This window comes from Amycolatopsis sp. NPDC088138 (genome assembly GCF_044741685.1).
Classification (GTDB): Bacteria; Actinomycetota; Actinomycetes; order Mycobacteriales; family Pseudonocardiaceae; genus Amycolatopsis.
Genome location: NZ_JBIUTB010000002.1, coordinates 1,212,382 through 1,235,022, shown reverse-complemented (window position 1 = coordinate 1,235,022; position 22,641 = coordinate 1,212,382). Strand labels below are relative to the sequence as shown.

Genomic DNA, 22,641 nt, shown 5'->3' with positions numbered 1-22,641 from the left:
CCCACCCCCGGGGGGTGGTCCACTCCGCCGGCGGCTATTGCCCCGGCCCCGCCCCCCCCCCCCCCCGGGGGCCCCCCCCCCCCCCCCCCCCCCCGCCCCCCCCCCCCCCCGGGCCCCCCCCCGCTTCGTCGCTACCAGCCGGCACATATCGCCGGCGTATCCGAAGCCGGATACGGGACGGCAACACCGCGGTGCCTTGACTGGGGTCATGTCCCACACGTCCTGGTCCTCCGCCTCGGCCGTCCCGGCGCTGGGTGTCACGGTCTACGGGTGCGAGCCGGACGAGGCCGTCCTGTTCCGGGAGCTGGCGCCGCGCTTCGGCGTCGAGCCGGCCATCACCGGCGCGGCCGTGTCCGAAGCCAACGCCGGGCTGGCGTCCGGGAACCGGTGCGTCAGCGTCGGTCACAAGACCCCCGTCACCCGCGCCGCGCTCCTCGCGCTCAGCCGGGCCGGCGTGGCGTACCTCTCCACGCGGAGCGTCGGCTTCGACCACGTCGACGTCGGTTACGCGGAGAGCGTCGGGATTTCCGTCGAGAACGTGGCTTATTCGCCCGACGGCGTCGCCGACTTCACCGTGATGCTGATGTTGATGGCGGTGCGCAACGCACGCTCCACCCTCAGGCGCGCGGACGTCCACGACTACCGGCTGGACGACGTCCGGGGCCGGGAACTGCGCGATCTGACCGTCGGGGTGCTGGGAACCGGGCGCATCGGCACGGCGGTCATGGACCGGCTGCGGGGTTTCGGGTGCCGCGTACTCGCGTATGACAGCCACCCCAAGGACTTCGTCGACTACGTCCCGCTCGACGAACTGCTGCGGCTAAGCGACGTCGTCACGCTCCACACCCCGCTCACCGCGGAAACCCACCACCTCCTCGACGGACGGCGCATCGCGCGGATGAAGCGCGGCGCGTTCGTCGTCAACACCGGACGCGGTTCCCTCGTCGACACCGAAGCCCTTGTCGCAGCATTGGAAAGCGGCGAACTGGGCGGTGCGGCGCTGGACGTCCTCGAAGGCGAAGAAGGCATCTTCTACGCCGACCTCCGGAACAGACCCGTTGACAGCAAACACCTGTTGCGGCTGCAGGAACTGCCGAATGTGCTCATCAGCCCGCACACGGCCTACTACACCGACCGCGCCCTGCGCGACACCATCGAAAACTCCCTCGTCAACTGCCGGAAATTCGTGAGCGGAAAGCAGCATTGGATATGAGAATCGGCATCCTCTTCGGAGGCGCTTCGGAAGAGCATCCCGTGTCCGTCAAGTCCGCGCGCACGGTCGCGGAGAACCTGGACACCGAGAAGTACGAGCCGTTCTGGATCGGGATCACGAAGTCCGGCGCCTGGAAGCTTTGTGACGGCCCGGACGAAGGCTGGGAGGACGGCCGGCCGGTCGTGCTCTCGCCGGACCGGGACGTCCGCGGGCTGCTCGTCCTGGAGGACGGGAAGTACGAGACGATCGGCCTGGACGTCGTGCTGCCGGTGCTGCACGGCAAGCGCGGCGAGGACGGCGCGATCCAGGGGCTGCTGGAGCTGTCCGGCATTCCGTACGCCGGTTGCGACATCCAGAGTTCCGCGCTGTGCATGGACAAGTCGCTGGCCTACACCGTCGCCGGCAGCGCCGGAATCGCCACGCCGAAGTTCTGGACGGTCACCGCGGACGAGCACCTCGATCCCGGCCGGCTCACCTATCCCGTCTTCGTGAAGCCGGCGCGTTCGGGGTCGTCGTTCGGCGTCAGCAAGGTGTCCCGTCGGGAAGAACTGGCGGGTGCGGTGGAGGTCGCCCGGCAGTACGACTCGAAGGTGCTGGTCGAAGAGGCCGTCGTCGGCAGCGAGGTCGGCTGCGCGATCCTGGGGAACGACGCGGACCTGATCGCGGGCGAGGTGGACCACATCGCGCTGTCGCACGGGTTCTTCCGGATCCACCAGGAGAGCACACCCGAAAGCGGCTCCGAGAACTCGACCCCGATCGTGCCCGCGGACATCCCGGCGGAGGCACGCGCACTCGTCCAGGAGACGGCGAAGGCCGTGTACCGCGCCCTGGGCTGCGGCGGGCTGGCGCGGGTGGACCTGTTCCTCACCGACGACGGAACGGTGGTCCTCAACGAGGTCAACACCTTGCCCGGCCTGACCTCCTACAGCCGCTACCCGCGGATGATGGCGGCAGCGGGGTTGCCGCTCGCCGAGGTGATCGACCGGCTGATTTCCCTGACCCTGACCGGAAAACTCCGATGAAGGGCTTCGGTTACGTCGACGAGTTGGTACCCGGACTGCGCTGGGACGCCAAGTACGCCACGGCGGACAACTTCACCGGCGCGCCGGTGGACGGTTACCTGACCGACCGGATCGTCGGCACGACGGCCTTGTGCGCGGCCCTGGAGAACGCACAGGAGAAGGCCGAGTCCCTGGGCTTCGGCCTGCTCGTGTGGGACGGCTACCGCCCGCAGCGCGCGGTGGACTGCTTCCTGCGCTGGGCGCGGCAGCCGGAAGACGGCCGGACGAAGGCGAAGCACTACCCGAACCTCGACCGGGCCGAGATGTTCAGCCGGGGGTACGTCGCGGCCCGGTCGGGCCACAGCCGCGGCAGCACCGTCGACCTGACGCTCTGCGACCTGGCCACCGGCGAACCCGTGCCGATGGGCGGCGGGCACGACCTGATGGACGCGGTCTCGCACCACGACGCGCCGGGTGTCGCGCCGGCCGCGGCGGCCCACCGCCGTCACCTCCGGTCCCTCATGGAGTCGTGCGGGTTCAGCGCGTACGCGGCCGAGTGGTGGCACTACACCCTGAACGACGAACCGTATCCGGACACGTACTTTGACTTTCCCCTCACCTAGCCGCGTCGTGGTCGCCGGCGGCCATTCGGCCGGGCACATCGAGCCGGCGATGAACCTCGCCGACGCGCTGCGCCGGCTGGAGCCCGCCGCGGAGATCACCGCGCTCGGCACCGTCCGCGGCCTGGACACCACGCTCGTCCCGGCCCGCGGCTACCCGCTCGAGCTCATCCCGCCGGCGCCGCTGCCGCGCGCGCTGAACGGGGCCCTGCTGCGGACGCCCGGCAGGCTGCGCGACGCGGTGCTGGCGGCCGGGGCGGTGCTCGACCGCGTGCGGGCCGACGTCGTGGTCGGCTTCGGCGGTTACCTGGCGATGGCGGCCTACCTCGCCGCCCACGGCCGGGGCATGCCGATCGTCGTGCACGAGGCGAACGCCCGGCCCGGGGTGGCCAACCGGCTGGCGGCCCGGCTGACGACGCACGTGTTCACCGCCGCGCCGGGCGTCCGGCTGGCCCACGCCACCGCCGTCGGGATCCCGCTGCGGCCGTCGATCACCGGGCTCGACCGCACGGCGCTGCGCGAGGAGGCCCGGCGGCGGTTCGGCCTGCGTCCTGACGGCCCGGTCCTGCTGGTCACCGGCGGTTCGCAGGGCGCCGGGATGATCAACACCGCGGTGTCGGACGCGGCACCGGCGCTGCGAAGGGCCGGGATGCAGGTGCTGCACATCACCGGGCCGCGGCACGTCGTCGAGGTGCCCGATGGCGACCCGCCGTACGTCGTGCTCCCCTACGTCGACGAGATGCACCACGCCTACGCGGCGGCCGACTTCGCGGTCTGCCGCTCGGGCGCGATGACGTGCGCCGAGCTGGCCGCGGTCGGCCTGCCCGCCGCGTACGTCCCGCTGCCCCTGCGCGGCGGTGAGCAGCGCCTGAACGCCGAACCGGTGGTCGCGGCGGGCGGCGGGCTGCTCGTCCGCGACGCGGACCTGGACCCGGGCTGGATCGAGACGACGCTGATCCCGGTGCTCACCGATCCGGCGCGGATCGCGGCGATGTCGGAGCGGGCGTCGGCGACCGGGACACCCGACGCGGGCGACGTCCTGGCCCGGCACGTGCTCACCACCGTCGCCGAGCGGCGTGGATCTGGTGCTGGCCCACCCCGTGCTCACCTCGATCGCTGAGCTGCGCGGATCGAGACCCATCCCGCTGCTCACCGCCCCCGCCCGGATTGCGGCGATGTCGGCGCGGGCGGCCGCGGCCGGCACCCCCGACGCGGGCGACGTCCTGGCCCGCCACGCGCTCACCACCGTCGCCGAGCGGCGTGGATCTGGTGCCGGCCCACCCCGTGCTCGTCGCGATCCCTGAGCTGCTCGGATCGAGACCCATCCCGCTGCTCACCGACCCCGCCCGGATCGCGGCGATGTCGGCCCGCGCGTCTGCGACCGGGACACCCGACGCGGGCGACGTCCTGGCCCGCCACGTGCTCACCACCGTCGCCGAACGGCGTGCGGCCCACCCCGTGCTCGTCGCGATCCCTGACCTGCTCGGATCGAGACCCCCCATCCCGCTGCTCACCGACCCCGAACGAATCGCGGCGATGTCGGCCCGCGCGTCCGCGACCGGCACCCCCGACGCGGGCGACGTCCTGGCCCAGCACGTGCTCACCACCGTCGCCGAGCGGCGTGGATCACCCTAAGTGGGCAGCTGCACCGTGACGCGCAGGCCGCCGCCAGGCCGAGCGGTCAGGTTGAGGATGCCGTCGTGGGCGCGGGTGATGCTCCGGACTATGGCCAGGCCCAGGCCGACGCCGCCGTGGTCGTTGCGGATGCGTTCGGCGCCGCGCTGGAACGGTTCCGTGAGGGTCGAGACCAGCTGCGGGGTGAGCTTGTCGCCGGTGTTCTCGACGGTCAGCACGACGAACCCGGGGCGGACGGCGGTGTCGATCTGCACGGTCCCGTTTTCGGGGAGGTTGTGGACGATCGCGTTGTGCAGGAGGTTCGTCGTCAGCTGCAGCAGGAGCGCGGGTGAGCCGCCGACGGGCGTCATGTCCCCGGACGTCCGGACCGTGACACCGCGCTTCTCCGCCAGGGGCAGCAGGGTTTCGGTGGCTTCTTCCGCGACCAGGGACAGGTCGACGCGCTCCGGGGTGAAGGAGCGCTGGCCGCTGCGGCTGAGCAGGAGCAGCGCCTCGGTGAGCTCGATCGCGCGGGTGTTGACCGCGTGGAGGCGCTCGACGAGTTCGCCGGTGGGGCCGTCCGGATCCTTGCGGGCCACCTCGAGCAGGGCCTGCGTGGTCGCCAGCGGGGTGCGCAGCTCGTGGGAGGCGTTCGCCGCGAACCGCCGCTGCTCGCCGACGTGCGCTTCGAGCCGCGCGAGCATGGCGTCGAAGCTGTCGGCCAGCTCGCGGAACTCGTCGCGGCGGCCCTCCAGGTTGATCCGGTGGGAGAGCGAGCCGCTCGCGGACATCCGGGTGGCGGCGGTGATCCGGACCAGCGGGCCGAGCATCCGGCCGGCGAGCAGCCACCCGCCCAGCAGGCCGAACACCAGCAGGAACCCCGCCACCGCGGCCGCCCTCGGCAGGAACACGTGCAGGAGCGTGGACCGGACGGGGAAAACGCCGTTGAGCGCGGTGCCGTCGGGGACGTAGAGCATCGCGCGGTCGGGGACGTACCGCAGGAGGAACACCCACACCGCGCCGAGCAGCAGGGCACCCGCGACCATGAGGAAGCCGGCGTAGCTGAGGGTCAGCTTGAGGCGGACGCTCAGCCCCGGCGCCCTATTCACCCTCGCCCCCGATGCGGTAGCCGACCCCCGCCACCGTGGCGATCAGCCAGGGTTCGCCGAGCCGCTTGCGCAGCGTCGAGACCGTGATGCGGACGGCGTTGGTGAACGGGTCGGCGTTCTCGTCCCAGGCCCGCTCCAGCAGCTCTTCGGCGCTGATCACCCCGCCTTCGGCGGCGACGAGCACCTCGAGCACGGCGAACTGCTTCCTGGTCAGCGCGACGTAACGGCCGTCGCGGTAGACCTCGCGGCGGAACGGGTCCAGCCGCAGGCCCGCGATCTCCCGCACCGGCGGCCGGTTGTGCGCCCGCCGCCGGTCGAGGGCCCGGAGCCGGAGCACGAGCTCCTGGAGCGCGAACGGCTTGGTGAGGTAGTCGTCGGCGCCGAGCTCGAACCCGGTGGCCTTGTCGTCGAGCCGGTCGGCGGCGGTGAGCATGAGGATCGGCATGCCGCTGCCGGAAGCCACGATGTGCTCGGCGATCTCGTCACCGGAGGGGCCGGGGACGTCGCGGTCGAGCACGGCGATGTCGTAGGCGTTGACGCCCAGCAGCTCCAGGGCCGTGTCACCGTCACCGGCGATGTCGGCGGCGATCGCTTCCAGGCGCAGCCCGTCCCGGATGGCTTCGGCCAGGTAGGGCTCGTCCTCGACGATCAGCACGCGCATCCTCCGATGCTAGGAGCCCGCGCATATCGCCCGCATATCCGAAGCCGGATACGGGACGGCAACACCGCGCGGCCTTGGCTGGGGAGCATGCCCGACTTCGAACCCGCCGTCCGGCAGGCCCACGGCGCCGTCCCCGTCCCCGTGCCGGTCTTCGACGACGAGACCCCGGCCGTGGCCAACCTCGATCCCGCGCTGCTCGGTGCCCTGCGCCGTGCGGCCACCGATGCCGCTCGCGACGGCGTCGGGTTCGTCGTCAACGGTGGCTGGCGGTCCCCGGAGTACCAGGAACAGCTGCTCCACGACGCCGTCTCGAAGTACGGCTCGGCCGAGGAGGCGGCCCGCTGGGTGGCCACCCCCGCCACGTCGGCGCACGTGCGGGGCGACGCGGTCGACGTCGGGCCCGCCGACGCGCGGGCGTGGCTGTCCGAGCACGGCGCCCGGTACGGGCTGTGCCAGATCTACCGCAACGAACCCTGGCACTACGAGCTGCGCCCGGAAGCCGTCGACGGCGGCCGCCCGCCCCTGTACCCCGACCCCACGCACGATCCGAGGATGCGGCGGTGACTACGGCAAATGACCGATGGTCAAGCGGGGCGGTTTCGGGCACGGTGAGAGGTTCAGGTCATCGAGCCGAGGGAGGCCGGCGTGCCTCGTCGCCGTGTGCCCGAACCCGCCACCGAGAAGAAGGCCGGACGGATCTTCCTGCCCGTGATGCTGGTGCTGTTCGGGCTCGGCACGGCCGTCCTGCTGATCGCGCAGATCCGCGTGCTGGTGGACGAGCTGGACCACGGGGACGAGACGTCGCCGTGGTTCGTGCTCGCGCTGCTCGCCTCCGCGGTGCAGCTGGTCGGCGTGCTCGCCGTCGCCTTCCGGCGGCGCTGGGGCGCGAAGATCCTGGCGGGGGCGTTCCTCGCCGAGGTGCTGCTGGACCTCGGGCAGGTCACCGGCGCGGGCGCGCTGCTGATCATCGCCAAGATCCTCGTCGGCGGGCTGCTCGCGGCCGCCGTCCTCGTCCGGTGGGACGACCTGATCGCCTGACCGTTCAGTCCTTTTAGGACAGTGCGTCCTCGATCGTGGCGTACGCCGGGAAGAAGGCCGCCAGGCCGATCAGCTTCAGGCTGCGCTGCAGCTGGCGGGGGACGCCGACCAGCGCGATCACGGCGTCGGCGGCCAGGGCGAGGTTGCGCGCGGCCAGCAGCGCCGAAATGCCACTCGAGTCGCAGAACGTCAGCGCGGACAGGTCGACGACCAGCTGCTCGCCGCGGCGCAGGGTCAGCGCCTGGATCGCCGTCAAGGCGGTGGGGGCGGTGGCGGCGTCCAGCTCGCCGGTGAACGCGAGGACCGTGCCGTCGGCCTCCGTGCGGGTGGCGGTCGTGAAGCCCGCGGTCACGGTGCCGGCTCCGACGGGATGCTCAACGCGAGCAGAGCCGTGTCGTCCTCGACGCCGTCACCGAAGCTCGTCAGCAGGGCCTTCAGCGCGGCCGTCACCGCCGGTGCCGTGGTCGGGGCGGGTGTCGTGAGGAACTCCCGCAGCTCCTCTTCGCTGTAACGGGCCCGGCCGGGCGACGTGCGGGCCTCGGTGAGGCCGTCGCTGTAGAGCAGCAGGGTGTCGCCGGGGCCCAGGCGCAGGCCGACCTTGGTGAACCGGGCGTCGGGGACCGCGCCGACGAGCATGCCGCCCGGCGTTTCGACGAACTCGACCGTGCCGGCCGCCCGGACGAGGAGCGCCGGCGGGTGCCCGCCACCGGCGAGGGTGATCACGCAGCCGCCGGCTTCGGGGGTCAGCGAGCCGTAGACGACCGTGCAGTACCGCGGGTCGGAGCCGCGGAACTCCTGGTGCAGCACGGTGTTGAGGTTGCGCAGCACGCCGACGGGATCGGGGTCGTAGACGGCGGCGGCGCGCAGGGTGTAGCGGACCAAGGACGTCACGGCGGCCGCGACGGCGCCCTTGCCGGAGACGTCGCCGAGGAAGAAGCCCCAGGTGCCGCCGGTGAGCGGGAACAGGTCGTAGAAGTCGCCGCCGACCTCGTCGGCCGAGGCGGGGTGGTAGTGCGCGGCGACCTCCATGCCGGGCACCACCGGCAGTGCGGGCGGGAGCAGGGTGCGCTGGAGGATGCCCGCGAGCTCGCGCGCCCGGTCGCGTTCGAGGTCGGCTTGACGGCGGGCGCGCAGCAGCTCCTCTTCGTAGGCGCGGCGGTCACGGGCGTCGAAGATCGTGCTGCGGATCAGCTGGGGTGTGCCGTCCGCGCCCTTCTTGACCGTCGAGGTCACGAGCACCGGCAGCCGGGTCCCGCCGGCGGTGCGCAGCTCCAGGGCCAGGCCGCCGGCCTCGCCGTGCATCGCCAGCATCGGCGCGATGTGGGTCTCGTGGTAGATCCGGCCGCCGACGGTCAGCAGGTCGGCGAACCGCCGCCGCCCGACGAGTTCGTCCCGGCGGTGGCCCAGCCAGCCGAGCAGTGTGGTGTTGATCTTCGCGATGGTGCCGTCCATCAGCGTCGAGAGGTACCCGCACGGCGCGTGCTCGTAGAGGTCTTCGGCGCTGTCTTCGAGCAGGGCCGGGAACGCGTCCCCGACCGTGCCCTCGCTGCTGCCGTCGGTGTCCCCCGCCTCGCACATCACCGCGGGCCCGCGAACGCCCGGATCGCTTCGGCGGTGGCTTCCGGCGCGCTGAGCTGGGGGCAGTGCCCGGTCGCGTCGAGCGTCACGAGGGTGCTGCCGTCGATCTGCTCGTGCACGAACCGGCCGACCTCCGGTGGCGCGATCGCGTCCTGAGCGGTCTGGATCACCAGCGTGGGCACGGCGACCCGCGGCAGGTCGGCGCGGTTGTCGGACAGGAACGTGGCGCGGGCGAACACCCGCGCGATCACCGGGTCGGTGCGGCAGAAGCTGTCGGTCAGCTCGCCGCCCAGCTCCGGCCGCTCGGGGTTGCCCATGATGACCGGCGCCATGGCCGCCGACCAGCCCAGGTAGTTGGCGTCGAGCGACTCCAGCAGCTCGTCGATGTCCGCCCGGCTGAACCCGCCGCGGTAGTCGCCGTCGTCGAGGTAACACGGCGACGGCGTGAGGAGCACCAGCTTCGCGAACCGCTCCGGCGCGCGGATCACGGCCAGCACGGCGATCATCGCCGACACGGAGTGGCCGACGAGCGTCACGTCGCGCAGGTCGAGCTCGGCGCAGATGTCCAGGACGTCCGAGGCGTAGGCGCCGAGGCCGGCGTACCGCTCCGCCGACCACGACGAGGCGTCCGACTTGCCCGCGCCGACGTGGTCGAACACCACCACCCGGAAGTGCCGGGCCAGCGCCGGGACGACGAGCCGCCAGAGGTTCTGGTCGCAGCCGAAGCCGTGGGCCAGCAGCACCACGGGACCGTCGGCCGGGCCCGTGACGACCACGTTGTTCCTGCTGCGTGCGTCCATCACGCCATCCTGCCAGGTGGCACGCGCTCAGCCCGCCTGGCCGAACGCGAACAGCCGCCGGTGCTCACGCGGGGAGACGTTCGTCGCGCGGCGGAACTGCGCCCGCAGGTTGGCCGGCGAGCCCAGGCCGACCTCCCGGGCGATCTCCTCGATCGGCAGGTCCGAGTTCTCCAGCAGCTCCTTCGCGCGGGCGATGCGCTGCTCGCGCAGCCACGACAGCGGCGGCACACCCGTCCGTTCGCGGAACCGGCGGTGGAACGTCCGCTCGGCCATGGTGACGCGCTCGGCCATGTCCCGCACCGACAGGTTCTCCCGCATCGCGGTGAGCATCCACTGCTGGGCGCGGGCGATGACGTCGTCCCCGGGCGGCACGACCTTCTTCTCGACGAACTGCCGCTGCCCGTCCGGCGCCCGCGGCGCCATCACGACCCGCCGCGAGACGTGGCGCGCCGCCGCGGCGCCGAGATCGCTCTGCAGGACGTGCAGGCACAGGTCGACCCCGGCGGTCACCCCGCCGGACGTCAGCACCGCGTCGGTACCGGCGACGAGCAGCGACTGGTCCACCGTCACCGCCGGGAACCGCGCGGCCAGGTCGTCGCACAGCGACCAGTGCGTCGTCACCGTCAGCCCGTCGAGGACACCGGCCTCGGCCAGCGCGAACGCCCCGGAGCAGATCGAGATCATCCGGGCCCCGCGGCGGTGCGCCGCGGCCAGCGCGCGCACCACCATCCCGGGCAGCCGCCGGCCGGCCGCGTCCGCGTACCCGGGCACGATCACCGTGCGCGCCCTGCGCAGCAGATCGAGGCCGCCGTCGGGCACGACCGACGTCCCGCCCGCGACCGGCACCGGCCGGCCGTCCACCGACGCGGTCACCACGTCGTAGGCCTCCGGCGCTTCGCGGGCGAAGACGTGCAACGGGATCGCGTAGTCCAGCGGGAGGACTTCGTCGAGCAGGACGACGACCAGACGGTGACGGGCCATGGCAGGATCGTAGCGCTGAGAGGCAGTCCTGCCACTGCTCGAGCACGCCGGGAAAGCCCAGACTTTCCGGTATGACCACCAAGACCGTTGTTCTCGTCCACGGCGCACTGACCGACGCTTCGGTGTGGCGCCGCGTCTCCCCGATCCTGCAGGCCGAGGGGCACGCGGTGCTCGCGCCGGCCCTGCCCCTGCGCACCCTCGACGGCGACATCGCCTACCTGCGCCGGTTCCTCGAGACGCTGCCCGGGCCGCTCGTCGTCGCCGGCCACTCCTACGCGGGTTCGGTGCTCTCCGCGCCGGACGCGCTCACCCCGGCGGTGCGGGCGCTCGTATTCGTCGCCGCGTTCCAGCAGGACGCCGGTGAGACGGCCGGTGAGCTGAACGGCAAGTTCCCCGGCAGTCTCCTCGGCCCTGACAACCTGCTCTTCCGGGACTACCCCGGCGGCCAGGAGGCCTACCTCCGTCCAGAGGTGTTCGCCCCGGCCTACGCCGCCGACGTCGAACCGGCCGAGGCGCGGGTGCTGGCCGCCGCCCAGCGCCCGTTCGACCCGGCGGCGCTGTCCCAGAGCTTCGACGGGACGGCCACCTGGCGGACACTCCCGTCCTGGGCCGTGGTCGCCACCGCGGACCGGTCGATCCCCACGGAAGCCCAGCGGTGGATGGCCGGACGGGCGGGCTCGGCGATCACCGAGGTCGACGCCTCCCACGCCGTCCCGCTCTCGCAACCCGACGTGGTCGCCCGCGCGATCTTCGAGTCCACAAAGGACGTCACGGCGCCGTAGGTTTCCCGTACATGGCACACACCGCGCCGGTGATCAGCGCCTGGTGCGCGGCGGCGAGGCCCGGCTCGAGCAGACCCTGCTGCTCGGTGACGAACACCTCGACGCTGCGGCTTCCCGTACTGTCGGTGAACAGGTCGGACCGGTAGCCCGGGATGCCGCCCGTGTGGCCGTAAACCGGACCACACGGCGTGTCCAGCTGCGCCAACCCGAGCCCGTAACTCCCGGCCTCCGGATGGGCCGGATCGGCCGGGATCATCGTCTTCATCTCCCGCAGCTGGGCCGGCGGCAGCAGCCGGCCGGAGAGCAGCGCCGTGAGGAACCGGTCCCAGTCGCGGGCGGTCGACACGACACCGCCGGCGGCACCGGCCCAGTCCGGGTCGATCCCGGTGACGTCGGCGTGGCCGTCGTGTTCCGGTCCCGCGAACCGGAAGCCGTCCGGCAGGTCCGGGATCAGCTCCTTCAGGTGCGCGGCGTCGGGTTCGTAGCCGTGGGCGAGCTTCCGGCGGTCAGGGGAGCCGTAGTACGTGTCCTTCAAGCCGAGGGGCTCGATGATGCGCTGCCGGAACAACGCGGGCAGGGTCCGGCCGGTGGCCTTCTCCAGCACGAGCCCCAGCGCGACGTAGTTCGTGTTGCTGTACGACCACTTCTGCCCCGGCGGGAACAACGCCGGGTGCCGGGTCCCGGCGGCCAGGAGCTGTTCCGCGGTCCATGGCCGTTGCCGGAGGCCGAAGACCGACTCGAGCACCTCTTCGTCGTCGGTGTTGTCGAACAGCCCGCTGGTGTGGTTCAGCAACATCTTGAGGGTGATCGCTTGTCCGCCGGGAACCAGGCCCGGCAACCACTTCCCGACCGGATCGGCCAGGCTGAGCCGGTTCTCCGCGACCAGTTGCAGCACCATGGTCGCGACCATCGTCTTGGTGTTCGACCCGACGCGCAGTTCGTCGCCGGGGCTCAGCCGGTGGTCGGCCGTGGTCCACGGCGCCTGCCGGGCCAGCTCGATCGGCGGCCCGTGGCCGGTACCGACCCGGACGACAACGCCCGGCGCTCCCGCGTCGACGGTCCGCTGGGCCAGCTCGGCCAGGCCGTTCGACGCGGCCGCGTCGGCGGGTGCGGCCAGGGCGGTCAGTGCGATACCGCCGGCCACCGTCAAGGCGATGACGCGGCGGCTCAAGGTGCTGCTCATTTTGGTGTCCCCTCTCGGAAAGCCGAACCGACAAGGGAAACCTAGGGACGATCCGGCGCGGTCACGAGCCAGCTGACCGGAGTTCCGGGGGTAGTGCAGGCACCACCCCCAGTACGCTTCGCGCCATGCACCTGGACCTGAACCTCCTCACGGCGCTGGACGCGCTGCTCGAGGAGGGCAGCGTGGCCGCGGCCGCGGATCGCCTGCACCTGTCGTCGCCCGCGGTGAGCCGGGCGCTCGGGCGGATCCGGCGGGTCACCGGCGACGAGATCCTGGTCCGCACCGGGCGGACGATGACGCCGACGCCGTACGCCCTGGCGGTCCGGGCCCAGGTCCGCGATCTGGTGCAGCAGGCCGAAAGCGTGCTCGCGCCGGAACGGGCGCTCGACCTGGCCGCGCTCGACCGGGTGTTCACGCTGGTCTGCCACGACGCGATCACCACCGCGCTGGGTCCCGGGCTCATCGCGGCGGTCTGCCACGCGGCGCCGGGAGCCCGGTTGCGGCTGCTCGCCGAGTCCAGTGTGGACACCCACGAACTGCGCCGCGGCCAGGTCGACCTCGAGCTCGGCAGCGCGGCCCCGGACTCCCCGGAGATCCGGTCGGAGACCTTCTTCGAGGACCGGCTGGTGCTCGCCGTCGCGCCGGAGCACCCCTTCGCCAAGCGGAAACCGACCCTGCGGCGCTACGCCGACGCGCTGCACGTCCGGATCAGCCGGCGCGGCCGGCTGCGCGACCCGATGGACGACGTCCTGGCCGGACAAGGACTCGAGCGGCGGGTCGTCGCGACGGTGCCGACCACCACGGCCGCGCTCGGCGTGGTCCGGCTGGGCGAGTTCGTCACGGCGGTGCCGGAAGGCATGTGCGCGGGCGTGATCGAGGCACTGGGCCTGGTGATCGTGCCCCTGCCGATCCCCCGGCCGCCGGTGCCGCTCGTGGTGTCCTGGCACCAGCGCTACGAGAACGACAAGGCCCACCGCTGGCTGCGCGACCGGGTCCGCGAGGTGCTGGCGGAGATCCGTTAACCCTGGACGGTGGGCCGGATGACCAGCTGCGGCGAACCTCCGCGCACACCGGCACCTGCTCAACCGGAATCCGCGACAACCAGGCCCGCACTCAACCCTGCACCGTCGGCCGGATCACCAGCTCACCGATCTCCACGTCATACGGCTGCTCCACCGCGAAAGCCACCGCACGAGCAACCGCCGCCGGCGCGATGGCGAACTCGTCGATGCCGCGGCGGATCTCCGCGCGTACCTCGGCGTTGTCGATCGAGTCGGCCAGGTCGGTCCGGACGAACCCCGGGGAGATCGCCGTGGTCCGGAGGGCGCCGTCGGTGGACTCCTGGCGGAGTCCTTCCAGCAGGGTGCGGACGGCGTTCTTGGTGGCGGCGTAGACCGCCATCGTGGGTGTGATCTTCAGCCCGGACGTCGACACCGTCGTCACCAGGTGGCCCCGGCCCTGTCGCTGGAACACCGGCAGGGCGGCGGCGATGCCGTGCAGCACACCGCGGAGGTTGACGTCGATCATCGCCGACCAGCCGGCGACGTCGAGGTCCGCCACCGGGCCGATCTTGCTGATCCCGGCGTTGCCCACGAACACGTCGAGCCGGCCGAACTCCTCGACGGCCCGGGCGACGAGCCGTTCGACGTCGGCCTGGACGGTGACGTCGGTGGCGCAGGCGACGGCTCGCCCGCCGCGGTCGGTGATGTCGCCGACCAGCTCGTCCAGGCGATCCGCCCGGCGCGCGCCGACGACGACCGCCGCGCCGCGTTCCGCGAGCAGGCGGGCCACGGCCTCGCCGATGCCGCCGCTCGCCCCCGTGATGGCGACGACCTTCCCCTCGATGCCTGACATGACACACTCCCGTCGATTGATGCGGACAGGTGTCCGCTTAATCGAAGGTAGCGGACACTTGTCCACTTGTCCATCGAGGCTCACTCCCCGGCGAGCTGCCGCGCGTGCTCCCGGGTCTCGTCGTTCATCGGGAAGAAGCACTCGATCCGCAGCTCCTGCAGGGTCACGTCCTGCGGGGTGCCGAGCGTCGTCACGGTGGAGAAGTAGTCGAAGCGCCGGTCACCGCGGGCGTAGCGGATCGGCACGATCGGCAGCACCGGCGTCGTCGCGTCGAGCGAGCGCAGCGACGCCGGCACCCCGGGGTAGTCCAGCACCTCGTCGAGGATCCGCTGGGCGCGCTCGTCGGTGACACCGCCGATCGCCTCGCGGCGGGCCCGCCGGACGAGGGCCTCCGCGACCTCGGCCCAGTTCGTCACGTTCGGGCGGACGCCGTCGGGGTGGAACATCCGGCGCAGCACGTTCGACGGCCCGGGTGGGGTCGTCTCCCGGCCGTCCTGGAGGAAGGCGAAGAACCGGCGGGCCGCGGTGTTCGTGTGCCGGATGTCCCAGTTCCGGTCCATCACCAGCGCCGGGAACGGCTCCTGCTGCGCCAGGATGGTTTCGAGCGCCTCGCGGACGGCGGACAGCTCCGGTGCGTCCAATGCGGACTCCGGGTACTCGGGTGAGAACCCGGCACTGAGCAGCAAGGTGTTGCGTTCGCGCAGCGGCACGTCGAGCACCTCGGCGAGCTTCAGCACCATGGCGCGGCTGGGTTTCGCGCGCCCGGTCTCGAGGAAGCACAGGTGGCGGATCGACACCGCGGCCTCGGCGGCCAGCGCCAGCTGGCTCAGCCGCCGGGCGCCGCGCCAGTGTTTCAGCAGTGGACCGACGTCAGACACCGTCCGAGTATCCCGCGGTCCAGGCGTGCGGCCGCACGGCCGGCTCCAACGGCGGCCGGGCGACGTTCGCGGTGTAGTTCGTCATCGTGGAGATCGCGACGCCGGTGATCACCTCGAACACCTGCTCCTGGGTGAAACCGGCCGCGGTGAACGCCGCCACGTCCGCGTCGTCGAGGTGGCCCCGCTTGCCGATGAACGCGCGGGTGAGCGCCGACAGCGCGGCCATCCGCGGGTCGGCGGGCCGTTCGCCGCGGCGCAGGGCCTCGACCACGGCCGGCTCGACACCGTCCGCGAGCGACTCCAGGGTGTGGAACGCGACCGCCCATTCGCTGCCGTTGGCGACGGCGTTGGACAGCAGAAGGACCTGCCGTTCGTCCGGGCCGAACGTGCCGCCGCCCCGGAAGTGCCCGAACGCGGAGAAGAAGGTGTTCAGCAGCGCCGGCGAATTGGCCATGAGCCCGGCCGCGGCCGGCACGAACCCGAACGCCTCCTGGAGCACCTTCAGCGGCTCGGCTTCGGGAGCGGTCTCGGTGGTGTGGATCGGATAACTGGTCATGACCCGAAGTCTGCGACGGCGCCGGAGCCGAACCAATTCCCTCGGAGGTAAATGCCGCCCCTCCGTGCGAGGATCCGCGCATGGGCTTCTCTTCGACCGGACGGATCGGCACCCCGACCCTGGACGTCGCGTACGAACACACCGGCTCCCCCGGCGCGGTCCCGGTGATCCTGCTCCACGGCTTCCCCTACGACGTGCGGGCCTACGACGACGTCGCGGAGCTCCTGTCCGGCCGCGCCTGGGTCCTGGCGCCCTACCTGCGCGGGTTCGGCGCCACGTCGTTCCGCGACGCGGCCACCCCGCGATCCGGGCAGCAGGCGGCGCTCGCCCAGGACCTCGTCGAGTTCATGGACGCCCTCGGCATCGGCACCGCGGTCCTCGCCGGCTACGACTGGGGCGGGCGCGCGGCGTGCATCACCGCCGCCCTGCACCCCGAGCGCGTGCACGGCCTGGTCACCGTCGACGGGTACAACGTCCAGGACATCGCCGGCGCCAACGAACCCGCGAAACCCGAATGGGAAGCCACGTTCTGGTACCAGTACTACTTCCACTCCGAGCGCGGGCGCCGTGGTCTGGACCGCAACCGCGAGGAGCTGTGCGCACTCCTGTGGCGGACCTGGTCACCCACGTGGTCCGGGGCCGCCGCGGCCTTCCCGGCGAGCGCGCCGAGCCTGCACAACCCCGACTTCGTCGACGTCGTGATCCACTCCTACCGGCACCGCTACGGCCTGGCCGCGGGAGATCCGCGCTACCAGGCGCTGGAAGACCTGATCGCGCGGCAGCCGCCGATCACCGTGCCGACGGTGATGCTGGAGACCGGCGCCGACGGCCTGCTCGGGCCGAGCTCGTCCGGCGACCGGGAGCACTTCACCGGGCCGTACGAGCACCGGCTGCTGGACGGCGTGGGGCACAACGCCCCGCAGGAGGCGCCCGAAGCGTTCGCGGCGGCGGTGACGAGCCTGCTTTGACCGGCGGCTGCTGCATTCGGCGGCTGACTTGTCCTGTGGACAAGCCCGACAGTGGATCAGGAGTTGCGTGGCCTGGAGCGTGGACAAGGGAGTGCGCGTGTTCCGATCACAGTCGCTGAAGACGGTCCAGACCATCGTGGCGCTCCTGACCGGGGTGGTCACGTTCACCGGCGTCGCCACCGCGCAGGAGGCGAAACCCCAGCTGCAGAGCCAAAGCGTCGTCCAGGACGGGCACGCGCGGTTCGCGGTGCTGTCGCCGACGCTGATCCGGCTCGAATACGCCGGTGACGACCGGTTCCAGGACCTGGCCACCTTCACCGCCGTCAACCGGTCGATCCCCGAGCCCGCCTACACGACCACGGTGACCGGCGGCTTCCGCGAGATCCGGACCGCGAGCCTGACGCTGCGGTACCGGCAGAACAGCGGGCCGTTCACCCGGGACAACACCTCGGTGCAGCTCACCGCCACGAACGTCACCGCGCAGCCGCTGTTCCCGTCGTACTGCGCGTTCGCCACCGCCTGCGAGGCCGAGAACGGCGTCCCGGGCGGCTCGGCGTCGACCGCCTACGACCACACCGGCAACACCGGTTCGGGCTTCCTCGCCGGGTTCACCTCGGTCGGCGCGTCGCTCGCCCAGGACGTCTCCGCGGTCCCGTCGGCCGGGCAGTACCGGCTCACCGTCCGGTACGCGAACGCGCAGGGCGGCGACGGCCAGACCACCACCCGCACCCTGTCCACCACGGTCAACGGCGTGGCCGGGCCGAAGCTCTCGCTGCCGGCGACGTCGTCCTGGAACACCTGGGCGACCGCGTCGGTGACGGTCCCGCTGAACGCCGGGACGAACGCCGTCCGCATCGACCGCAAGAGCGGCGACTCGGGCAACGTCAACCTCGACGGCCTCGCCGTCACCACGGCCACCGGGGCCTACCCCGCCGCCGACACCTCGCTGCTCAGCACCGCCTACGGCGCCGGCCCCAAATCCGTGCTCGGCGGCTGGGACCGGTCGCTGGACAACCCGGAGGCCGTGCCGACACCGCAGCACCCCGGCCTGCTCGACCGCGACGGCTGGTACCTGCTCGACGACACGCGCTCGGCCGTGCTCAACGCCGACCGCACCGTCACGGACCGGCCGTCGCACGGCGCGCAGCCCTACCAGGACGGTTACTTCTTCGGTTACGGCAAGGACTTCAAGCAGGGCCTGACCGATCTCAACACGCTCGCCGGCGGCACGGCACTGCTGCCGCGGTCGGCCTACGGCGTCTGGTTCTCCCGCTACTTCGCCTACTCCGACAACGACTACCGCACTTCGCTGCTGCCGAAGTTCCGCTCGACGTTCACCCCGATCGACTGGCTGGTCGTCGACACCGACTGGAAGTCGCCGTCGCAGTGGAACGGCTGGAACTGGAACACCGGGCTCTTCCCGGACCCGCAGGGGTTCCTGAACTGGACGAAACAGCAGGGTCTCGCCGTCTCGCTCAACATCCACACGTCGATCGCGGGCAACGACCCGAAGTTCGCGGCGGCGAACTCGACCGCGGGCGGGCTGATCCCCGACGGCTCGAACTACGTGTGGGACTGGTCGAACCCCGCGCACCTGCGATCCTACTTCGACCTGCACAAGCCGTTCGACGCCCAGGGCGTCCGGACGTGGTGGCTGGACTACTGCACCACCTGCGGCCGCTCGACGGCGTCGGACCCGGGCGTGGCGCCGGACAACTTCATCAACCAGGCCTACGCCGACCACGCGGCGGCGCAGGGCCTGCGCGGGTTCTCCTTCGGCCGGATCGGCGGCGCCGAGCAGGGCGGCATCCACAGCAGCTACCCGCTGGGCCCGTGGTCGGAACGCCGCAACACCCTCCAGTTCACCGGTGACACGCCCTTGAGCTGGGACATGCTCGCCTACGAAGCCCACTTCACGCCGGACGAGGCCGCGGCCGGGCTCAGCAACGTCAGCCACGACATCGGCAGCTTCCACGGCGGCCACCTGCCCGACGAGCTCTACGCCCGGTGGCTGCAGCTGGGCACCTTCCAGCCGATCGACCGGCTGCACTCCGACCACGGCGACCGGCTGCCGTGGGACTACCCCGGCGCGGCGGGTGACAGCGCGGAGAAGTTCCTGCGGCTGCGCGAATCGCTGGTGCCCTACACCTACACCCTCGCCAAGCAGGCGAACCAGACCGGCGTGCCGATCACCCGGCCGCTCTACCTGAACTACCCGGACCAGGACGCGGCCTACACCCACCCGCAGGAGTACCTCTACGGCGACAACGTCCTCGTCGCGCCGATCACCTCGGCCGGCGGCTCGGTCTCGGCGTGGATCCCGCCGGGCACCTGGACCGACTACTTCACCGGCACCGTCTACACCGGACCGTCGACGGCGACGATCACCAAGCCCCTGTCGGAGATGCCGGTGCTGGTGAAGGCGGGTGGCGTCGTGCCGATCCGCACGAACTACACCGACAACGCCGCGGCGCCGCTCGACCAGCTCACCCTGAACGTGACCGCGGGGGCCGACGGGAGCTTCTCGCTGTACGAGGACTCCGGCGAAGGCGCCGGGGCGTCGTCGACCACCCGGTTCGGCTGGCAGGACGCGGCGAAGACGCTCACCGTCGACCCGGCCTCCGGCAGCGCCCCGGCGCGGGCCTACACCCTCCGGCTGGCCAACTCGGCCGCGCCCACCGCGGTTTCCGTGGACGGTCAGCGGCTGCCCGAGACGGCCTGGGCGTACAACACCAACTACCGCACGGTCACGGTGTCGACGGCGAGCCTGCCGTCGAACACCCGGCACACCGTCACGTTGACCGGCTCGGCTGCCGGCAACCCGGCGGCCGGTCAGGTGAACGGACGCGGCGGGCTCTGCCTGTCCGTCCACAACGGACAGACGGCCGACGGGACGCCGCTCGAGCTGGCCGCCTGCGACCACACGGCGGGCCAGCAGTTCGCGCCGCCGTCCGCCGGCGCGGTGCGTGTCCTCGGCAAGTGCCTCGACGTCGCCGGCGGCGGGACGGCCGCGGGCACCCCGGTCCAGCTCTACACCTGCAACGGGTCGGCCGCGCAGGCGTGGAGCCTGACCAGCGCGGGCAAGCTGGTGAACTCCACGCGGTGCCTGGCCGCCACGACGGCGGGTGACGGGATGCGCCTGGCCGACTGCGCCGACACCTCCGACCAGGCGTGGAAGTTCCCGCCGGCGCCGGTCACCGGCCCGGCCGGGCTCTGCGCCGACGTGGCCGGCGCCTACCCGGCGTCGGGCACCGCGGTGCAGCTCTACGGCTGCAACGGCTCCGACGCCCAGCGGTGGAGCGCACCGGGCGACTCGTCACTGCGGACGCTGGGGAAGTGCCTCGACGTGCCCAACGCGAGCACCGCGAACGACACGCCCGTCCAGCTGTGGGACTGCAACGGCACCGCCGCCCAGCAGTGGGTCGCGGCGCCGGGCGGGGCGCTGCGCAACGCCGCCTCCGGGCGGTGCCTCGACGACCCGGACAACGCGGGCAAGGCCGGGGACCGGCTGCGGATCCACGACTGCAACTCGACCACCGCCCAGCGGTTCACGCTGGGCTCGTGACCACCGCTGCGGCGGGCGGCGGCGGGCGTTAAACTCCCGGAGGAACACGACGTCGAGGCAACCCTGGACCCCGGTGGCCGAACACGCACCACTTCGCCGATCGGGAGCAGCTGATGGCCGTCGTCCAGCACGCGACGAGACCCCTCCTCACGCCGGAGTTCACCCGGCGCGCCGCCTGCGCCTGGATCCGCGCGGCCGACGCCGGGCTGATCGACGCCGCCGAGCTCACCTGGCTGCTGAGCCACCTGCCCGGAGAGCCGCCGCGGGCCGGCGTCCGGGCGAAGGAATGCTGACCACGACCGCGTGGCGCTCCGCCGTTCCCGAACTCCCCGAACGGATGCTGACGCTGATCTACCGCGTCGCGAAGCAGACCGGGCGGTCCCCGCGGACGAGCACGGCGTTGTGCCGCCGGGTCCTCGACGCGGCACCGGAGCTGGACCGGCGGTGCCGGGACACCGCCGCCGGGCGGCGGGTGCGGGCCCGCGTGCTGGTGGCGCTGCGGGCGGACCTGGCCCCGCGGATCGACCGCGCGCGGCTCGACGCGGCCCTGCACGACGCGGTGCTGCTCGACGAGGTGACGCTGCTGCCGCCGCGCCAGCGCTTCGCGCTGTGGTCCACCGCCGTGGACCACCTCACCACCGCCGAGCTCGCCACCCGCACCGGCTGGACGCCGCCGCAGATCGCCCGGCTGCTGCGGGCGGGGCTGCGGACCGTGACCTCGGGCGCGGCGCTGCCGGAGTGACGGCGAGCACCGGAACCCGGGCACCACGCTGCGGCCACCCGGCCGCCGGGAGAGACTTGAACCGTGCCCAGCAACGAACCCCCCGAGCCGCTGGTGATCCCGGACGAGCAGCCGGCCTTCCAGTGCAGTGTCAGCCGCCGCGGTGACGCCGTGATCGTCGCCGTGTCCGACGAGCTCGACCTCTTGACCGTGCCGGAGTTCAGCCGGACCCTGACCGCCGTGCAAGCCGCCGCGGCCGGGCCCGTCGTGCTGGACCTGACCGGGGTGACCTTCCTCGATTCGAGCGGCATCAACGCCATCGTGCGGGCGAGCCGTGACGCCGACGACGCCCCCACCGGGCTGCGCGTCGTCGCCGAGGGCCCCACCGTGCTCAAGACCATCCGCCTCGCCGGCGCGCACGACCTGATCACCCTCGCCCCGACCGTGGACGACGCGCTGAACATGTCCTGAGTCCGCTAATGTGGAACCTGTTCTAGTTTCCGCGGGCGGGAGTGCGATGGCCGAACCACAGCTCAGGGGCGCTTTCCCGGTGGTCACCGGCGTGCCGCCCGCGCGAGCGCTGCTCGCTGCCCGGATCCGGGAGCTGATCGACACCGCGGTGTGCGTGCGCGACGACGAGGACGCCCTGGTCGCCGCCGCGGCGCGGATCGAGGACGTCACCGAGGCGCTGCGCTCGGCCGGCGGCGAGCCGCCGCTGCTGCTCGCCGCGCTCGATGGCGGCGGGCACCTGAGCGTCAACAACCCGGTCGAAGGACCGGGAAACCCGCTCGCCCCGCCGGTGTCGTGGGTCCACGTCGGCCCGGACGCGGTCCGCGCCGACGTCCTCCTCGGCCCGGCGCACGAAGGCCCGCCCGGCCGCGTCCACGGCGGCTGGGTCGCGGCGATCCTGGACCACGTCCTGGGCCGCGCCACCGCCGCGGCGGGCTTCCCCGGCATGACGGCCTCCCTGACGGTCGACTACCGCCACGGCACGCCCTACGGCGTCCCGCTGACGGCAGAAGGCCGCCTCACCACCCGCGACGGCCGCAAGCTCCACGCAACGGGCGAGCTACGAGCGGGAGACCTGGTCTGCGCCACGGCAACCGCGCTGCTGGTCCAGTTCCGCCCAGGCCAAACCCCGACTCCCTGACCCGCCCCGACCCGCCCCGCTTGGCGTGTCGACCCCCCAATCACGCGAGCCGACCTCGCAATCACACGAGTCGACCCTCCAGACACACGAACCGACCACCCAGGCACGCGAGTCGTCCGCCCAGGTACGCGAGTCGTCCCTCCAAGCACGCCAGCCGACCTTCCAACCACACGAGTCGTCTCCCCAATCACGCGAGTCGACCTCGCAATCACACGAGTCGACCCTCCAGGCACGCGAGTCGTCCATCCAGGTACGCGAGTCGTCCGCCCAGACACGCCAACCGACCCTCCAACCACGAGTCGACTCCCCAATCACACGAGTCGACCTCGCAATCACGCGAGTCGTCCATCCAGGCACACGAGTCGACCA

At 72.3% G+C, this 22,641-nt stretch carries 25 protein-coding genes; 15 read left to right on the top strand and 10 right to left on the bottom strand.

Annotated elements, in window-relative coordinates:
* Positions 1-208 precede the first annotated feature (208 nt).
* From ACIOD2_RS13410 to ACIOD2_RS13390, 5 genes are all read left to right on the top strand, one after another.
* Entirely contained in the window at positions 209-1,213 is a 1,005-nt protein-coding gene (locus ACIOD2_RS13410; RefSeq protein WP_400537390.1) for a D-isomer specific 2-hydroxyacid dehydrogenase family protein, read from the top strand.
* A complete protein-coding gene (gene vanA, locus ACIOD2_RS13405; RefSeq protein WP_400537388.1) occupies positions 1,210-2,235 on the top strand; it encodes a D-alanine--(R)-lactate ligase in 1,026 nt (341 codons plus the stop codon). The genes ACIOD2_RS13410 and vanA overlap by 4 nt, the downstream gene beginning before the upstream one ends.
* Entirely contained in the window at positions 2,232-2,837 is a 606-nt protein-coding gene (gene vanX, locus ACIOD2_RS13400) for a D-Ala-D-Ala dipeptidase VanX (protein ID WP_400537386.1), read from the top strand. The genes vanA and vanX overlap by 4 nt, the downstream gene beginning before the upstream one ends.
* The gene (locus ACIOD2_RS13395; RefSeq protein ID WP_400538036.1) at positions 2,803-3,954 is read left to right on the top strand and encodes a UDP-N-acetylglucosamine--N-acetylmuramyl-(pentapeptide) pyrophosphoryl-undecaprenol N-acetylglucosamine transferase; all 1,152 of its coding nucleotides are present in this window, start codon (positions 2,803-2,805) and stop codon (positions 3,952-3,954) included. Before vanX ends, ACIOD2_RS13395 begins: the two co-directional genes overlap by 35 nt.
* A 140-nt stretch (positions 3,955-4,094) precedes the next feature.
* Entirely contained in the window at positions 4,095-4,469 is a 375-nt protein-coding gene (locus ACIOD2_RS13390) for a hypothetical protein (protein WP_400537384.1), read from the top strand.
* Here the strand turns inward: ACIOD2_RS13390 and ACIOD2_RS13385 are convergent.
* Complete coding sequence (locus tag ACIOD2_RS13385) at positions 4,466-5,557, bottom strand: sensor histidine kinase (RefSeq protein ID WP_400537382.1); 1,092 nt, start codon at positions 5,555-5,557, stop codon at positions 4,466-4,468. The two genes, ACIOD2_RS13390 and ACIOD2_RS13385, sit on opposite strands and share 4 nt — an antisense overlap.
* Positions 5,550-6,218 (bottom strand): response regulator transcription factor, encoded by a 669-nt coding sequence (locus ACIOD2_RS13380; protein WP_400537380.1) that lies wholly within the window; start codon positions 6,216-6,218, stop codon positions 5,550-5,552. Before ACIOD2_RS13380 ends, ACIOD2_RS13385 begins: the two co-directional genes overlap by 8 nt.
* An 87-nt stretch (positions 6,219-6,305) precedes the next feature.
* On the opposite strand from ACIOD2_RS13380, the gene ACIOD2_RS13375 reads away from it, so the two are divergent.
* Complete coding sequence (locus ACIOD2_RS13375) at positions 6,306-6,782, top strand: M15 family metallopeptidase (RefSeq protein WP_400537378.1); 477 nt, start codon at positions 6,306-6,308, stop codon at positions 6,780-6,782.
* 81 nt (positions 6,783-6,863) lie between these two features.
* On the top strand, positions 6,864-7,256 hold the full coding sequence (locus ACIOD2_RS13370; RefSeq protein ID WP_400537376.1) for a hypothetical protein: 393 nt from the start codon (positions 6,864-6,866) through the stop codon (positions 7,254-7,256).
* Positions 7,257-7,269: 13 nt separating this feature from the next.
* Here ACIOD2_RS13370 and ACIOD2_RS13365 read toward each other — a convergent pair whose 3' ends face one another.
* From ACIOD2_RS13365 to ACIOD2_RS13350, 4 genes are read right to left on the bottom strand one after another with little or no spacing between them, the layout of a single operon-like run.
* Entirely contained in the window at positions 7,270-7,608 is a 339-nt protein-coding gene (locus ACIOD2_RS13365; protein WP_400537374.1) for an STAS domain-containing protein, read from the bottom strand.
* Entirely contained in the window at positions 7,605-8,834 is a 1,230-nt protein-coding gene (locus tag ACIOD2_RS13360) for a PP2C family protein-serine/threonine phosphatase (RefSeq protein ID WP_400537372.1), read from the bottom strand. Before ACIOD2_RS13360 ends, ACIOD2_RS13365 begins: the two co-directional genes overlap by 4 nt.
* Positions 8,834-9,634 (bottom strand): alpha/beta fold hydrolase, encoded by an 801-nt coding sequence (locus ACIOD2_RS13355; protein ID WP_400537370.1) that lies wholly within the window; start codon positions 9,632-9,634, stop codon positions 8,834-8,836. The genes ACIOD2_RS13360 and ACIOD2_RS13355 overlap by 1 nt, the downstream gene beginning before the upstream one ends.
* 27 nt (positions 9,635-9,661) lie before the next feature.
* Positions 9,662-10,615: a GlxA family transcriptional regulator gene (locus ACIOD2_RS13350; protein WP_400537368.1), complete on the bottom strand. Its 954-nt coding sequence runs from the start codon at positions 10,613-10,615 to the stop codon at positions 9,662-9,664.
* Positions 10,616-10,686: 71 nt separating this feature from the next.
* Between ACIOD2_RS13350 and ACIOD2_RS13345 the strand changes: the two genes are divergently transcribed.
* Positions 10,687-11,397, top strand: a complete 711-nt coding sequence (locus tag ACIOD2_RS13345; RefSeq protein ID WP_400537366.1) for an alpha/beta fold hydrolase — start codon at positions 10,687-10,689, stop codon at positions 11,395-11,397.
* Here the strand turns inward: ACIOD2_RS13345 and ACIOD2_RS13340 are convergent.
* Positions 11,384-12,580, bottom strand: a complete 1,197-nt coding sequence (locus ACIOD2_RS13340) for a serine hydrolase domain-containing protein (protein ID WP_400537364.1) — start codon at positions 12,578-12,580, stop codon at positions 11,384-11,386. The two genes, ACIOD2_RS13345 and ACIOD2_RS13340, sit on opposite strands and share 14 nt — an antisense overlap.
* 125 nt (positions 12,581-12,705) lie before the next feature.
* Here ACIOD2_RS13340 and ACIOD2_RS13335 point away from each other — a divergent pair, with 125 nt between their 5' ends.
* Complete coding sequence (locus ACIOD2_RS13335; RefSeq protein WP_400537362.1) at positions 12,706-13,602, top strand: LysR family transcriptional regulator; 897 nt, start codon at positions 12,706-12,708, stop codon at positions 13,600-13,602.
* A 91-nt stretch (positions 13,603-13,693) separates the two neighbouring features.
* On the opposite strand, the gene ACIOD2_RS13330 is transcribed toward ACIOD2_RS13335, so the two are convergent.
* From ACIOD2_RS13330 to ACIOD2_RS13320, 3 genes are all read right to left on the bottom strand, one after another.
* Positions 13,694-14,434, bottom strand: a complete 741-nt coding sequence (locus ACIOD2_RS13330) for an SDR family oxidoreductase (RefSeq protein ID WP_400537360.1) — start codon at positions 14,432-14,434, stop codon at positions 13,694-13,696.
* Positions 14,435-14,514: 80 nt separating this feature from the next.
* On the bottom strand, positions 14,515-15,312 hold the full coding sequence (locus ACIOD2_RS13325; protein WP_400537358.1) for a helix-turn-helix domain-containing protein: 798 nt from the start codon (positions 15,310-15,312) through the stop codon (positions 14,515-14,517).
* Positions 15,305-15,868 (bottom strand): carboxymuconolactone decarboxylase family protein, encoded by a 564-nt coding sequence (locus ACIOD2_RS13320; protein ID WP_400537356.1) that lies wholly within the window; start codon positions 15,866-15,868, stop codon positions 15,305-15,307. The genes ACIOD2_RS13325 and ACIOD2_RS13320 overlap by 8 nt, the downstream gene beginning before the upstream one ends.
* Positions 15,869-15,948: 80 nt before the next feature.
* Between ACIOD2_RS13320 and ACIOD2_RS13315 the strand changes: the two genes are divergently transcribed.
* The 6 genes from ACIOD2_RS13315 to ACIOD2_RS13290 all read left to right on the top strand — a co-directional run bounded on the left by ACIOD2_RS13315 (position 15,949) and on the right by ACIOD2_RS13290 (position 22,272).
* Complete coding sequence (locus tag ACIOD2_RS13315) at positions 15,949-16,836, top strand: alpha/beta fold hydrolase (RefSeq protein ID WP_400537354.1); 888 nt, start codon at positions 15,949-15,951, stop codon at positions 16,834-16,836.
* 97 nt (positions 16,837-16,933) lie between these two features.
* The gene (locus ACIOD2_RS13310; RefSeq protein ID WP_400537352.1) at positions 16,934-20,401 is read left to right on the top strand and encodes a ricin-type beta-trefoil lectin domain protein; all 3,468 of its coding nucleotides are present in this window, start codon (positions 16,934-16,936) and stop codon (positions 20,399-20,401) included.
* Positions 20,402-20,514: 113 nt separating this feature from the next.
* The gene (locus ACIOD2_RS13305) at positions 20,515-20,694 is read left to right on the top strand and encodes a hypothetical protein (protein WP_400537350.1); all 180 of its coding nucleotides are present in this window, start codon (positions 20,515-20,517) and stop codon (positions 20,692-20,694) included.
* The gene (locus tag ACIOD2_RS13300; RefSeq protein ID WP_400537348.1) at positions 20,688-21,143 is read left to right on the top strand and encodes a hypothetical protein; all 456 of its coding nucleotides are present in this window, start codon (positions 20,688-20,690) and stop codon (positions 21,141-21,143) included. The genes ACIOD2_RS13305 and ACIOD2_RS13300 overlap by 7 nt, the downstream gene beginning before the upstream one ends.
* Before the next feature lie 63 nt (positions 21,144-21,206).
* Positions 21,207-21,593 (top strand): STAS domain-containing protein, encoded by a 387-nt coding sequence (locus ACIOD2_RS13295; RefSeq protein ID WP_400537346.1) that lies wholly within the window; start codon positions 21,207-21,209, stop codon positions 21,591-21,593.
* Between the two features lie 46 nt (positions 21,594-21,639).
* Entirely contained in the window at positions 21,640-22,272 is a 633-nt protein-coding gene (locus tag ACIOD2_RS13290) for a PaaI family thioesterase (RefSeq protein ID WP_400537344.1), read from the top strand.
* Positions 22,273-22,641 lie beyond the last annotated feature (369 nt).